Annotated in this window: 13 protein-coding genes; 10 read left to right on the top strand and 3 right to left on the bottom strand. The window is 71.1% G+C overall.

Going from position 1 to position 12,803, the window contains the following annotated elements; all coding sequences use genetic code 11:
* The first annotated feature begins 1 nt into the window (after nt 1).
* From OG738_RS11780 to dnaB, 8 genes are all read left to right on the top strand, one after another.
* Entirely contained in the window at nt 2-520 is a 519-nt protein-coding gene (locus OG738_RS11780) for a single-stranded DNA-binding protein (protein WP_286000828.1), read from the top strand.
* Nucleotides 521-563: 43 nt separating this feature from the next.
* Nucleotides 564-812 carry a 30S ribosomal protein S18 gene (gene rpsR / locus OG738_RS11775; protein ID WP_003098744.1) on the top strand — a complete coding sequence of 83 codons (249 nt, stop codon included), beginning with the start codon at nt 564-566 and terminating at the stop codon, nt 810-812.
* A 14-nt stretch (nt 813-826) separates the two neighbouring features.
* Nucleotides 827-1,285, top strand: a complete 459-nt coding sequence (rplI, locus tag OG738_RS11770) for a 50S ribosomal protein L9 (protein ID WP_329053576.1) — start codon at nt 827-829, stop codon at nt 1,283-1,285.
* A gap of 127 nt (nt 1,286-1,412) precedes the next feature.
* A complete protein-coding gene (locus tag OG738_RS11765) occupies nt 1,413-1,763 on the top strand; it encodes a hypothetical protein (RefSeq protein WP_329053574.1) in 351 nt (116 codons plus the stop codon).
* Nucleotides 1,760-2,362 (top strand): DUF3558 domain-containing protein, encoded by a 603-nt coding sequence (locus OG738_RS11760; protein ID WP_329053573.1) that lies wholly within the window; start codon nt 1,760-1,762, stop codon nt 2,360-2,362. The genes OG738_RS11765 and OG738_RS11760 overlap by 4 nt, the downstream gene beginning before the upstream one ends.
* A gap of 1 nt (nt 2,363) precedes the next feature.
* On the top strand, nt 2,364-3,692 hold the full coding sequence (locus OG738_RS11755; protein WP_329053572.1) for a hypothetical protein: 1,329 nt from the start codon (nt 2,364-2,366) through the stop codon (nt 3,690-3,692).
* Between the two features lie 82 nt (nt 3,693-3,774).
* On the top strand, nt 3,775-4,563 hold the full coding sequence (locus tag OG738_RS11750) for an ESX secretion-associated protein EspG (protein ID WP_329053570.1): 789 nt from the start codon (nt 3,775-3,777) through the stop codon (nt 4,561-4,563).
* Nucleotides 4,564-5,056: 493 nt separating this feature from the next.
* Nucleotides 5,057-6,463 carry a replicative DNA helicase gene (gene dnaB, locus OG738_RS11745; RefSeq protein ID WP_286003564.1) on the top strand — a complete coding sequence of 469 codons (1,407 nt, stop codon included), beginning with the start codon at nt 5,057-5,059 and terminating at the stop codon, nt 6,461-6,463.
* Here the strand turns inward: dnaB and OG738_RS11740 are convergent.
* On the bottom strand, nt 6,460-6,912 hold the full coding sequence (locus tag OG738_RS11740; protein ID WP_329053569.1) for a MarR family winged helix-turn-helix transcriptional regulator: 453 nt from the start codon (nt 6,910-6,912) through the stop codon (nt 6,460-6,462). The genes dnaB and OG738_RS11740 overlap by 4 nt on opposite strands.
* Before the next feature lie 67 nt (nt 6,913-6,979).
* Here OG738_RS11740 and OG738_RS11735 point away from each other — a divergent pair, with 67 nt between their 5' ends.
* Nucleotides 6,980-7,372, top strand: coding sequence for a helix-turn-helix domain-containing protein (locus OG738_RS11735; RefSeq protein WP_329053568.1), 393 nt, complete (start codon nt 6,980-6,982; stop codon nt 7,370-7,372).
* 67 nt (nt 7,373-7,439) lie between these two features.
* The gene (locus OG738_RS11730) at nt 7,440-8,210 is read left to right on the top strand and encodes a dioxygenase family protein (protein WP_329053566.1); all 771 of its coding nucleotides are present in this window, start codon (nt 7,440-7,442) and stop codon (nt 8,208-8,210) included.
* Between the two features lie 182 nt (nt 8,211-8,392).
* On the opposite strand, the gene OG738_RS11725 is transcribed toward OG738_RS11730, so the two are convergent.
* A complete protein-coding gene (locus OG738_RS11725; protein WP_329053564.1) occupies nt 8,393-11,638 on the bottom strand; it encodes a beta strand repeat-containing protein in 3,246 nt (1,081 codons plus the stop codon).
* 205 nt (nt 11,639-11,843) lie between these two features.
* A complete protein-coding gene (locus tag OG738_RS11720) occupies nt 11,844-12,767 on the bottom strand; it encodes a hypothetical protein (RefSeq protein ID WP_329053562.1) in 924 nt (307 codons plus the stop codon).
* Nucleotides 12,768-12,803 lie beyond the last annotated feature (36 nt).

Raw genomic sequence — 12,803 nt, 5'->3', positions numbered from 1 at the left:
GATGGCTGGAGACACCGTCATCACGGTGATCGGCAACCTCACGTCCGACCCGGAACTGCGCTTCACCCCGTCCGGTGCGGCGGTCGCGAACTTCACCGTCGCGTCCACGCCCCGCACGCTCGACAAGCAGTCGGGCGAGTGGAAGGACGGCGAGGCGCTGTTCCTGCGCTGCAACATCTGGCGCCAGGCGGCGGAGAACGTCGCCGAGTCCCTGACCCGCGGCGCCCGCGTCGTCGTGCAGGGCCGCCTGAAGCAGCGGTCTTTCGAGACGAAGGAAGGCGAGAAGCGGACCGTCGTCGAGCTCGAGGTCGACGAGATCGGCCCCTCGCTGCGTTACGCCACGGCCAAGGTCAACAAGGTCAGCCGCGGTGGCGGCGGCGGTGGTGACTTCGGCGGCGGCGGTGGCGGCGGGAACCGCGGTGGCGGCGGTGGCGGAATGCCGGCCGACGACCCGTGGGGTTCCGCCCCGGCCGCCAGCAGCGGCGGTGGCGGCGGCTTCTCGGACGAGCCCCCGTTCTGATCTCGTACACACCCACACAGATTTGAGATTCCAGGAGTAACCAGTGGCCAAGCCACCCATCCGCAAGCCCAAGAAGAAGGTCTGCGTGTTCTGCAAGGCCGAGAAGAAGGGCCGCCCGGAACTGATCGACTACAAGGACACCAACCTGCTGCGGAAGTACATCTCCGACCGCGGCAAGATCCGTGCCCGTCGCGTCACCGGCAACTGCAGCCAGCACCAGCGTGACATCGCCATCGCGGTCAAGAACTCCCGCGAGATGGCGCTGCTGCCCTACACCTCGACCGCGCGCTAAGGGAGGGCACTGACATGGCGAAGATCATCCTCACCACGGACGTGGCCAACCTGGGCGGCCCCGGCGACATCGTCGAGGTCAAGGACGGCTACGCGCGCAACTACCTGCTCCCGCGGGGCTACGCGATCGCGGCCTCCAAGGGCGCGGAGAAGAACGTGCGCACCATCCAGCGGGCGCAGGAGAGCCGTCGCATCCGCGACCTCGACCACGCCAAGGAGATCAAGGCGACGCTGGAGGGCCTCGGCGCCGTCCAGCTCACCGGCAAGGCGGCCGAGGGCTCGAAGAAGCTCTTCGGTTCGATCACCGCCGGCGAGATCGTCGACGCGATCAAGGCGGCCGGTGGCCCGCTGCTCGACAAGCGCGTCATCGAGCTGCGCGACCACATCAAGACCGTCGGCAAGCACTCGGTCGGCGCCCGGCTGCACCCGGACGTCAAGGTCGACGTGCGGCTCGAGGTCAAGGCCTCGCAGTAAGGCGGTACGCCGCGACAGGCGGGTCGCTCCTTCGGGAGCGGCCCGCCTTCACGCGTTTCGGGGGAACGCCGGACACACCGGCGCCGTCGTAGGACAATGGAGCGGGACGCGAAGGGAGCGCACTCGGATGGGTGACCAGGTCAGCATGTCCGCGCCGGCCGGGGGTGGTTTCACGTTCGACGCCGACAAGATCGACGGCGTCATCAAGAAGTGGCAGGACCTCCAGGCCGACCTCAAGCGCGACTACGACGACGCCAACCTGATGGCGAACGTCAAGGCGCCCGGCAAGGAGTTCGCCAGCGGCGACTGGGAGAAGCTCGCGAACCCGTCCGGCAAGGCGTTCCTCGAGCAGAACCAGAAGATGCAGGAGTACGTCAAGAACTACATCGACGCGCTCACCGCGGCGAAGCAGAAGATCACCACCAAGGAGTCGGACACGCAGGCCGACCTTTCGCAGACGGGGAACCCGGCCACGTGAACCGACGACTTCTCGCCGTCCCGGCACTGGTCTTCGCCGTGCTCGCCGTCGGCGGTTGCTCCGCCAAGACGCGGGGCACCGCGAACCCGGCGGAGACGACGGACTCCAGCAGCAGCGAGACCTCCCGCTCCGCCGCCGACTCCGCGCCGCGGGTGCCGGAGCCGCTGAACGCCGCGAACATCACTTCGGACGCCTGCACCACCATCAACGCGGACGGCCGCGCCACGCTGAGCCTCGGCGACGGTACCTCGCGCAGCACGGCGAACGGCCCCAGCTGCACGTTCCAGGAAGCCGCCGACCCGGGCAACCAGATCGACGTGACCACGGTGACGGCGAACAAGAACGGCCTCCAGGACGTCTACGACACCAAGGCGAACGACGCCTACTTCGGCGAGACGCAGGCGGACGGGTACCCGGCCGTCTACGCCGCCGCGCTGGACGACCGCAAGGACGGCAAGTGCGGCCTGTTCGTCGGGGTGACCGACCAGCTGGCGGTCAACATCCTGGTCCAGTACGACCACGGCTCGGGCGCGTCGGACCCGTGCTCGGTGGCGCAGAAGTTCGGTGAGGCGATGATCCACACCTTGAAGGAGGGCTGAGATGCTGGAGCTGGTGCTGCTCGGCGGCTTCGCCGCCTACAACATGGCGACCACGCACTCGGACGACCACACGTCGCAGCAGGGTGACCGCAAGATCGACTGCTACGACATCTGGGACAAGATCACGCACGGGCCCGGCACCGGCTCGATCGAGAACGGGCAAGCGGCGGCCAGCCGGCTCAAGGGCGCCTACGCGGACCGGCTCACCACGATCGACAGCCTGGCCAAGGAGATGGACGCGGCCTGGACGGGCGGCGGCTCCGAGGCCGCGCAGAACGCGGGCGCGCACCCGCTGCGGGTGTGGATGGAGGACTCGGGCACCAAGCTCACCGACTCCGACAAGTACCTCGGCGAGCAGAACACCGCGTTCACCACGGTGCACGCGAAGGTGCAGGAAGTCCCGAAGGACCCGCCGAAGAACAACCTGCTCAACTCGATCACGCCGTGGACGACCGACACCGACCGGGCGATCCGCGACTACAACACCAAGGGCCAGGCCAACGTCGACGCCTTCAACACCTACTTCAAGGCGAGCAACGACAACGGCCAGAACATGCCGAAGTACTCCGCGCTCAAGGGGCAGCAGGAGAACGTCAACGTCGACGGCGGCAAGGACGGCAAGAAGAAGCCGGGTGACGGCACCGGGAACGGCACCGGCACCGGTCCCGGTGGGGTGACCATGCCGGGTGCGGGCGGCGTCCCGTCGTTCAACGCCCAGCCGCCGAACACCCCCGGCGGCGGCTTCGACCCGTCGAAGGTGCCGGGCGGTGGCTACGACCCGGCCAAGGTGCCGAGCTTCGCCCCCGGAAACGTCCCCGGCGGGAGCTACGACCCGTCGAAGCTCCCCGGCGGCGGCAGCTACCCCCCGCCGAACTTCAGCGACGGCACGCAGTCGTCGGGCTTCACGCCGTCGGACGTGCCGGGTGTGCCGGGCTTCGGCCCGGGGAGCACGCCGAGCTTCTCCGGTGGCGGAGGCAGCGGGTTCGGTCCCGGCGGCTCGGGCGGCGTCGGCGACCCGACGGCCGGCTTCGGCCCGGGCGGCGCGGGCTTCGGACCTGGCGGCTCGACCGGCGCGGCCCTGCCGGGCGGCGCGGGAGCGGCCGGCGCAGGTCGCGGCGGGATGGGTGCCGGCAGCGCGCTGGGCGCGGGCGGCGCGGCGGCCGGGCGCACCGGTTCCACCGGGATGGGCGGGATGGGCGGCATGGGCCACGGCGCCAAGGGCCAGGGTGGCGGCGACGAGGAACGCACGTCGAAGTACCTGCTCGGCGACGACCCGAACGACATCTTCGGGACCGACGAGCTGACCGCGCCGCCGGTCATCGGCGAGTAGCGCAGGCGGGACCACCGGGCGCGTGCCAAGATGGGCGCGCCCGGCCGTTCGCGGGTTCACGACCTTTTCACTGGGGGAAAGCGTGCTGGACAGGCAGGTCACCATCACGACCGCCACTCTGATCAACCTGATCCGGCGGCGCGGCGGCGAACCGCACACGGTGCTGTCGGAGACGCCGACCTGGTACGGCGAAGAGGCCCAACGCGCCGAGGACGAGCGGGTCAACGCCGAACTCGCCAAGGCCGGGCTGTTCGGCCCGCGCGGCATGCACCCCGGGTTCGTCGCGACGGTCGAAGCCGTCGCCCGGCCGCAGCTCGAGTACTACGGCTGGATCGACGGCGGCTTCCAGGGCAAGCCGGTGAGCTACCGGTTGCTCGCCGGCAGCGCCGGTGGCGAAGCGTTCGTGCTCGCCAAGCACGAGGAGCTGGACGTGGTCGTGCTGGAGTCCACGCGCCCCGGCGAGTTGCTCGACGACTTCCTCGGCCAGATCCCGAAGCTGGCGCCGGGGCGCGGGACGCCGCTCGCCGTGCCCAAGAGCCAGATCGAGGGGACCGCCCGCGGCGACGAAGGCGGGTACGCGGTGCTCCGCAACGACCGCCCGGCCGAGGGTTCGCACGAGGTCGACGAGCTCCGGCGGATCCTGGCGTTACGCCGAATGGGGAGTGGCAGCCTGTACGTCGCGGCCCGCAGCCGCAGCGGAGCCTGGCACCGCATCGAACGGCCGGTGAACTACATCGATACGTCGGAAGGCCGGTGGCTGACCGAAGAGGTGCCGGGCCGCGGCGAGAGCCGGATCGCGTTCACCCCGGCCGACCAGCGCGTTCTCGCTGACCGGTTACGCAGCGCACAGGCACGGCTCACCGCGGCCTGACCCGTTGGCCGTTCAGCCCACCGGGTTACGGCTCTACCCTCCGTGATTTTCATCCACAGGTCGCGCGGTTCAATGGTCTCCAGCTGGTCCACGACACGCCGAACAACGGATTTCGCGCGACACGCCGCACGAGTTTCCGGGAAGTTCTCCACACCTTGTTCACAGTCGTTGACCTGGGGATTCCCCGAACCCGAGCACGCTTGTCCCCAACTTGTCCACAGCTGTCGCGGCACCTGTGACTGGTTGCCCCCATTCATCCCCAGGTTGTCCACAGATGGGTCCCCATCCCGAATTGCCTTCGGCCTTCCGGGGGATCTAGCGTGCCCGCTCGGGCCGGTACTCACGGTGGCGCCCGGCGTGCCTCCCGGAGCCGGACGGCGATCTCGCCGATCATCAGGGGACGAGCCCGGCCCGGATCGAGCCGGGTGCTTCGAGAGCGAAGATCCGGCATACTAGAACAGATGTTCGACACGATGAGGGGGTGTCCGGGGCGGTGGCGCTGACCGACGACCGCAGTCCGATGTACGCGGAGTCCGACCCGGGTCCGAGCGACCCCGGCTCCGGCGGCGGGTTCGACCGCCAGCCACCGCAGGACATCGCGGCCGAGCAGTCCGTGCTCGGCGGCATGCTGCTGTCCAAGGACGCGGTCGCCGACGTCATCGAGGCGCTCGGCCCCGACGACTTCTACCGCCCGGCGCACCAGGCGATCTACGACTGCGTCCTCGACCTCTACGGCCGCGGCGAGCCGGCCGACCCGATCACCATCTCGGCGGAGCTGGAACGCCGGGGCGAGCTGGGCCGCGTCGGCGGCGCGCCCTACCTGCACACGCTGATCGCGACGGTGCCGACCGCGGCGAACGCGGGCTACTACGCGGAGATCGTCGCGGAGAAGGCGGTGCTGCGCCGGCTGGTCGAGGCGGGCACCCGGATCGTGCAGTACGGCTACGGCGCGGCGGCCGCGGACGGCGCGAACATCGACGAGGTCGTCGACCGCGCGCAGGCCGCGATCTACGACGTCACCGAGCGCCGGACCAGCGAGGACTACGTCGCGCTGGAAGAGCTGCTGCAGCCGACGATGGACGAGATCGACGCGATCGCCTCGCGCGGTGGCCAGTCCCAGGGCATCCCGACCGGGTTCACCGACTTCGACGAGCTGACCAACGGCCTGCACCCGGGCCAGATGATCATCGTCGCGGCTCGGCCCGGTGTCGGCAAGTCGACACTGGGCCTGGACTTCGCGCGGTCGGCGTCCATCCGGCACGGCCTGACCAGCGTCATCTTCTCGCTGGAAATGAGCCGGACCGAGATCGTCATGCGCATGCTCTCGGCCGAGGCGAAGATCCGCCTCGCCGACATGCGCGGCGGCAAGATGTCCGACGACGACTGGACGCGGCTGGCCCGCCGGATGAGCGAGGTGTCCGAGGCACCGCTGTTCGTCGACGACTCGCCGAACATGACGATGATGGAGATCCGGGCGAAGGCGCGGCGCCTGAAGCAGCGCAACGACCTGAAGCTCGTCGTCCTCGACTACCTGCAGCTGATGACCTCCGGCAAGCGCGTCGAGTCGCGGCAGCAGGAGGTCTCGGAGTTCTCGCGGCAGATGAAGCTGCTGGCCAAGGAGATCGAGGTCCCGGTGATCGCGATCAGCCAGCTGAACCGTGGTCCCGAGCAGCGGACGGACAAGCGCCCGATGCTGTCCGACCTGCGTGAGTCCGGCTCACTGGAGCAGGACGCCGACCTCGTCATCCTGGTCAACCGCCCCGACGCGTGGGAGCGCGACGACCCGCGCGCGGGCGAGGCGGACCTGATCATCGCGAAGCACCGTGCCGGCCCGACGGCGACGATCACCGTCGCCCACCAGCTGCACTACAGCCGGTTCGTGGACCTCTCGCACGACTAGCCGAGCGCGCTGTACCCGCGGACGAACGCCGTGAGGAGCCGGCCGAAGTTCTCGCGGTCGTCCTCCGGCCAGTCCGCCATCACCTCGGCGAACACCGAGCGCCGGAAGGCGTGCAGCTCGTCGAGGTGCGCCTGGCCGGCCTCGGTCGGCACGAGCACCGCACGCCGTCCGTCGCGCTGATCGGCTTCGCGGCGGAGCAGGCCCTGCTCGACCGCGCGCGCCACCAGCCGGCTGGCGCGGGGCTGGTCGACGCCCATCGCCGCGCTCAAGGCCGTCACCGTGCTGGGCTCGCCGCGTTCGGCGAGCTCTTCGACGACGTCGAGCAGTTCGTGCACCGGGTCGTGCGCGCCCTGGCCGCGGGCCTTGCCGATCCGGCTCAGCGCCCGCCGCTGCTGGCTGCGGCGGATGGCGATCATCGCGCGCTCGACGTCGGCCACCGCGTCCGTCATGGTTGCCCCACCTCCGAACTACATGTACTTTTACATGTAGTTGTTCATCTACATGGCTGGAGTATCCATGAAACCCCTCGGCTGGCACCTGCGCCACGTCCACGAGCTTCTCGAATCCTCCATGGGCCGGGTCCTCGACACGGAGTCGCTGACCCGGCGGCATTGGCAGGTACTCAACACGATCGCCCTCGGCGCCCGTACGCCGGAGGACGTCGACGCGGTCATGGCGCCGTTCGTCACCGCCGAGGGGTCGATGACCCCGAAGATCGCCGACCTGCGCGAGCGCGGCTGGCTCGCCGAAAACGGCGAGCTCACCCACGCGGGTCGCGCCACCCACGCCCGCGTCGAGGAGCGCATCAAGGCCTTCCGCGCCGCGGCGATGGACGGCATCAGCGACGACGACTACCGCGCGATGATCCGCTCCCTGGAGCGCTGCGCGGCGAACCTCGAAGCCGCCTGAGGAATATCCCGGCACGCGAGGGCGTCAGGTATTGTAGTAGTTGAACTTTCAAGCACTGGAGCCGTCGATGACCCGCACCCCGGTCCTCTATCTCAGCCACGGAGCGCCGCCGCTCGCCGACGACCCCACGTGGACCCGCCAGCTCGCCGCCTGGTCGGCCGACCTGCCCAAGCCCCGCGCGATCCTGGTCGTGTCGGCGCACTGGGAGGAGGCGCCGCTGACCATCGCGGCCACCACGACCGTGCCACTCGTCTACGACTTCTGGGGCTTCCCCGAGCGTTACTACCAGGTGAAGTACGCCGCGCCGGGTGCGCCGGAGCTGGCGGAGAAGGTGCGGAAGCTGCTCCGCTCGACGGAGACCCCTGTGCACGACGCGCCGGAGCGCGGCCTCGACCACGGCGCCTACGTGCCGCTCGTCGAGATGTACCCGGACGCCGACGTCCCGGTGCTGCAGGTCTCGATGCCCTCGCTGGACCCGCAGGAGCTGTTCGACCTCGGCCGCAAGCTCGCGCCGCTGCGCGACGAAGGCGTGCTGATCATCGGCAGCGGCTTCTTCACGCACAACCTGAGCGGCATGGCCCGCGCCACCGACGGGACGCCGCCCGCGTGGTCGGCCGAGTTCGACCACTGGGGTGAGGAGGCCGTGCGCGGCGGAGACGTCGACGCGCTCCTCGACTTCCGGCACAAGGCGCCGTCGGCCACGCTCGCGCACCCGCGGATCGAGCACTTCGCACCGCTGTTCGTCTCCCTTGGCGCGACCGCGGAGGAGAAGTCCGGCCGCACGGTGATCGACGGCTTCTGGCACGGCCTGGCGAAGCGGTCGCTGCAGTTCTCCTGACCGGCCCGGAACACGAACGAGCCCCAGGAACCTGATCGGTTCCTGGGGCTCGCCGTCTCCAGGGAAGGAGCGTTCTTTCGATCGTCAGGCGCTCCGTGCGAGGAGACCTCGCGGCGCGGTGGAGCGCCTGCCGGGGTTGGGGGCCGGGCGGGTTCTGGCTGAACCCGCCCGGCGTCACCGAACTACTTGCGCTTCACCAGGCCCAGCAGCTTCGCGAGGAAGCCGGTGGAGTCCAGGCCCGACATGGCCGGAACCTGCGCGGCCGGGGCGGCGCTGTTCAGCACCGGCAGCTTGGCGTTCACCGGCAGCGCCGGGGCGGCCGGCAGCGCCGGGGTGGCCGGCAGGGCCGGGGTCACCGGGAGGGCGACCGGCAGCGCCGGGACGCCACCCAGGGCGGGCAGGGCCGGCAGCGCGACGGGCAGGCCACCGGTCGGCAGCGCCGGCAGCGCGACGGGCAGGCCACCGGTGGGCAGGTCCGCACGCTCGGTGCCGGGCAGGGCAGCCAGGACCGGCAGGGCCGGCGTCGCGATCGGCAGGCCGGCGGTCGGCAGGTCCGCACGCTCGGTGTGCCCGGGCAGCGCACCACCCAGTGCCGACAGGCCGGTCACCGCGGGCAGCGCCGAGGCGTTGGGCAGGGTCGGCTTCGGCAGCGCCGGGACGCCGGAGACGCCGCCCGGGGTGGGCAGGTGCGCCAGCTGCGAGAGCCCGGCCAGCGGGTTGCCCCCGGTCGGCAGGTCGGCACGCTGGGCACCGATCGGCGCGGCGGTCGGCAGCGCGGTCGGCAGCGCGGGCAGGCCCTGGGTGGGCAGCCCCGCCGTCGGCAGGCCGCTGGCGAGCCCGGTCAGCGAGGGCAGCTCGTCGGCCGCCATCTCCGAACCGTCGACCGGGAACGCGATGGCGTCGTCGTTCCCGTCGATGCTCGTCATGTCGGTCGCGTCCGCGGTCGCGACCCCGAGCAGCTCGAGGGGCACCCCGAAGATCTGCACCGGCACGGCGAGCGCGTGGTAGAAGTTGTAGCCCGACAGGCTGGACCCGTCGCCCTCGGTGACGGGCTCGCCACCGTTCTGCGTGGTCAGCGTGTTGTCGCCGACGGCGTGCGCGACGCCGCCCACGGTCACCGCGTCGCCGAACAGCTGCGCGATCGCCGTGGCCGGGATGTCGAGGATGTTGCCGGAGATGGCGCCCTCGACACCGGAGGTGGTGTCGTCGCCCGCGTTGTGCACGGACGTCGTGTTGATCCCGGTGCCGCTGGCGACACCCGCCGCGCTGACGGCGTCGCCGAAGACCTGCGCCACCGGCAGCGCGTCGGCGCCGATGATGTTGCCGGCCACGCTGCCGCGGTCACCGTTGGTGGTGGCGTCGCCGCCCGCCTGCGACATCGTGTCGCTCGTGCCCAGGCCGTGGCCCAGGGCCGCAGCCGCGACCCCGTCGCTGAACAGCTGCGCGGCACCCGCGATGGGGGCCTTCACGATGTTGCCGGTCAGCGCACCGTCCTGGCCGTCGGTGAGGGCGTCGCCGCCCGCCGTGGAGTCGGTGATGTTGTTGTTCTCACCGGTGCCGATGCCCGCGAGGGCGGCACCGCTGCCGGCGGCCAGCACCGGGAGCGAGACCGGGGCCTCGACGATGTTGCCGGCGCCGGCGCCCGCGGGGCCGTTCGCCGTGACGTCGCCGCCCGCGTTGGACGTCGTGTCGGTCGAGCCCTTGCCGTGGCCCTGGCCGACGAACGCGCCGCCGATGTTGGCGACCTGCACCGGCAGCGAAGCCGGCACGGTGCCCAGGTTCGAGCTCAGGAAGCCGTTGTCGTCGTGGGTGCTGCCACCGCCGCCACCGGAGACGACCTTGGTCTCGTCGGCCGAGCCGGAGCCCTGGCCGATGAACGAGCCGCCCACGCCGAAGACCTCGGCGGGCAGGCCGACCGGCACCTGGACGACGTTGCCCGAGCCGGACGAGTCGCTGCCCTGCGTGCCGTCGTACGCACCGGCGGTGACCGTCTTGTCCTCGGTCGCCGAGCCGGTCGCGTTGCCGATGTGGCTGCCGCCGATGCCGAAGACCTCGGGCGCGCCCGCGGCCTGGGTGTTGACGATGTTGCCACCGAGGACGGAGTCGTTGCCCTTGGTGTAGCTGCCGTTGCCCGCGTTGGCGTCGGTGGTGTTGTCGTGCGCCGCGTTCGCCTGGCCGATGTAGGTGCCACCGACGCCGAAGACCTCGACCGGCAGCGCGACCGACGGGTTCAGGACGTTGCCCGAGCCGCTCGCGTTGTCACCGGCGGTCTTGACGAAGCCGCCCGAGTCGACCGTGCTGGAGGAGCTGCCGGCGTCGGGGATGCCCGCCGAGGCGTTGCCGATCCACGAGCCCGCGACACCCGCGACGTTCGCGATCGGGGACAGCGAGGCCGCCCCGCCGGTGCCGGACAGGAACGAGTCGTTGCCGCTGGTCTGGACGTAGGTCGGGATGCCGAGGCTGCCCTCGCGCGTGTCGCCGGCCTTGGCGTCGGCGGAGGTGTTGCAGCCGTCGGAGTTCGACAGCGAGCCCCACACGGCACCCGAGTTGCAGTTGAACTTGACCGGCAGGGCGATCGGCGCGCCGACCACGTTGCCCGATCCCGCGCTGTTGTCGCCGGAGCTGAACAGCGAGCCACCGGAGGTCGCGGCGGTGTCGGCGGAGTAGCCGTGGCTCTGCCCGTTGCCGAGCAGGTACGAGGCGGCGTTGCCGGTCACCTGGACCGGGGTGGCGAGCTGGCCCGCCACCACGTTGCCGGAGAGGGCCGAGCCGTCGCCGTTCGTGTCGACGTTGCCGGTCTCGGTGGCGCTTTGGCTGGCCGACCCACCGGTCACGCGGCCGGTGCCGCCGGCGACGCCGCCGCCGTTCCCGGCGATCTGCACGGGGAGCGCCCAGTCGAGGGCGACCGCGTTGCCCGCGATGCTGGAGCCTTCGCCGGTCGTCGCGATGTCCTGGTTGTGGTCCCAGGTCTGCGTGTGGTTGCCGCCCACGACGTTCGCGTCGCCGATCACGCCGATCGCGTTGTCCACGATCTGGATCGGGACGACGACGTCGCCGGTGACCTTGTTGCCCTTGAGGTTGTTGTGCGCCGGGGTGAAGGCGCCCGCGCCGTCGGCCTTGGTGGCACCGCCGAGGGTGCTCTGGCTGATCGGGCTCGCTTCGTCGAGCTGCTTCGCCGCTTCGTTCGCCGCGTTGGTGACCGGCTTGGTGCTCAGCTCCGTCTGCCCGGCGGGCAGGTCCAGCTGGCCGAAGGGGGTGCCGACCGCGTTGTTGGCTTCCTGGATGGGAGCCGTGACGTTCAGGTCGAGCGGGGAGGCCGGGGCGTCGGGGTTGACGTTCTCGTCAGCCGAAGCGATGCCGGTACCCAGCATCAGCAACCCACCCGTGACAAGTGCGGTCTGGAGTCCGCGCTTTGCCCACGTCTGCATGGGGTTTTTCTCCTTTATTTCGGGTTCCCTTGCGGGCTTATGGGGGTGCGCTCGTCGAAAGGGAATGTGTCCGAGCCGCACCAGAGGGGGATGGAACTTCTGCGGGCGCGAAAAAGCGCACCGCCTGATCACGGGTATCGCGCGGACGCAGAGCCGTCAGATGAAGACGGACTTGGGCGCGTCAGCGACCCGTGAGGGGAGGTGTTCAGTCAGGAGTGACGCCGGGCTGCTCGCCCGGGGTGCGCGCCGTGTGGCGCAGGCCGGCGCGGCTCATCGCCGCGACGGCGGAGTCGACGGCTTCGGTCGTCCAGAAGGGGACGCCGAAGTTGAGGCCGTCGAGGTGTCCACCGGGGGCCGTGGTGCCACCCGGGGCGGTGGGGACGGACGGTGCGACCGGAAGCTGCACCGGGGTCAGCGGCGAAGGCAGGTCACGGTGGGAATCACGGGACTCGCCCGCGGCACCGGTGCCGTCGTCGTACTGGAAACCCGTCGGCATTGCGAGCGCGGCTCGCAGCGCGGCGGGGAGCTGGACGGTCGAGACGGCGACCGGGTCCGTGGCCTGGCCGAGGCCCGTGGTCACCGGCTCCTGCTCGACCGGGGCAAGCCCCGGGAGCGGAACCAGGTCACCGTGGCCGGCCGGGTCGAGCAGCTGCAGCACGTCGTGCGCCGGCTCGGGGGTGAAGGTCTGCTCGAGGACCTCGCGGGTGTCCTGCGGCTTGCGGACGATGTGCTCGACCGCGCCGAGGGTGCGGTGCGCCGGGCTGACGACGGCGTCCTCGGCGAAGTCCGAAACCGAGTCGCTGACGCGGTCGGAGACCTCGTGCCCGAGGACGCGGGCGCACGGCTGGCTCCACGTCGTGGCGTCCTGCTGGCAGCTCGCGGCGGAGACATCGCTCGCCGCGTCCGACGCGCCGTCCTTCACGTCGCCGATGCTGCCGGTCGCGGCCTCGGTGACCGGGGTGACGGACGCGGTGCCCACCTCGACGGTGTCCGCGGAAGCGGTCGCACCGGAGACGAGCCAAGCGGCGGCGGTGCCGGCCACGGCACCGCCGAGCACGAGCAGCGCACGCGACACGAGACGGCCGGCGCGCTTGGCGCCCTGCCCCTCGTTCGTCGCGTGGTCGGCCACGGGTGCGTCTCCTTCGAAAGCCGGGTGATCGATCGG

The organism is Amycolatopsis sp. NBC_01488, assembly GCF_036227105.1.
Lineage (GTDB): Bacteria > Actinomycetota > Actinomycetes > Mycobacteriales > Pseudonocardiaceae > Amycolatopsis.
Note: the sequence above shows the minus strand (reverse complement) of the source record. Positions and strands in the feature narration are given on the sequence as shown.

Excerpts from the sequence above, each read along its gene's own strand:
- OG738_RS11780 (WP_286000828.1), top strand. The coding sequence starts at position 2 with ATGGCTGGAGACACCGTCATCACGGTGATCGGCAACCTCACGTCCGAC.
- rplI (WP_329053576.1), top strand. The coding sequence starts at position 827 with ATGGCGAAGATCATCCTCACCACGGACGTGGCCAACCTGGGCGGCCCC.
- OG738_RS11765 (WP_329053574.1), top strand. The coding sequence starts at position 1,413 with ATGGGTGACCAGGTCAGCATGTCCGCGCCGGCCGGGGGTGGTTTCACG.
- OG738_RS11755 (WP_329053572.1), top strand. The coding sequence starts at position 2,364 with ATGCTGGAGCTGGTGCTGCTCGGCGGCTTCGCCGCCTACAACATGGCG.
- OG738_RS11740 (WP_329053569.1), bottom strand. The coding sequence starts at position 6,912 with ATGACGGACGCGGTGGCCGACGTCGAGCGCGCGATGATCGCCATCCGC.
- OG738_RS11735 (WP_329053568.1), top strand. The coding sequence starts at position 6,980 with ATGAAACCCCTCGGCTGGCACCTGCGCCACGTCCACGAGCTTCTCGAA.
- OG738_RS11730 (WP_329053566.1), top strand. The coding sequence starts at position 7,440 with ATGACCCGCACCCCGGTCCTCTATCTCAGCCACGGAGCGCCGCCGCTC.
- OG738_RS11725 (WP_329053564.1), bottom strand. The coding sequence starts at position 11,638 with ATGCAGACGTGGGCAAAGCGCGGACTCCAGACCGCACTTGTCACGGGT.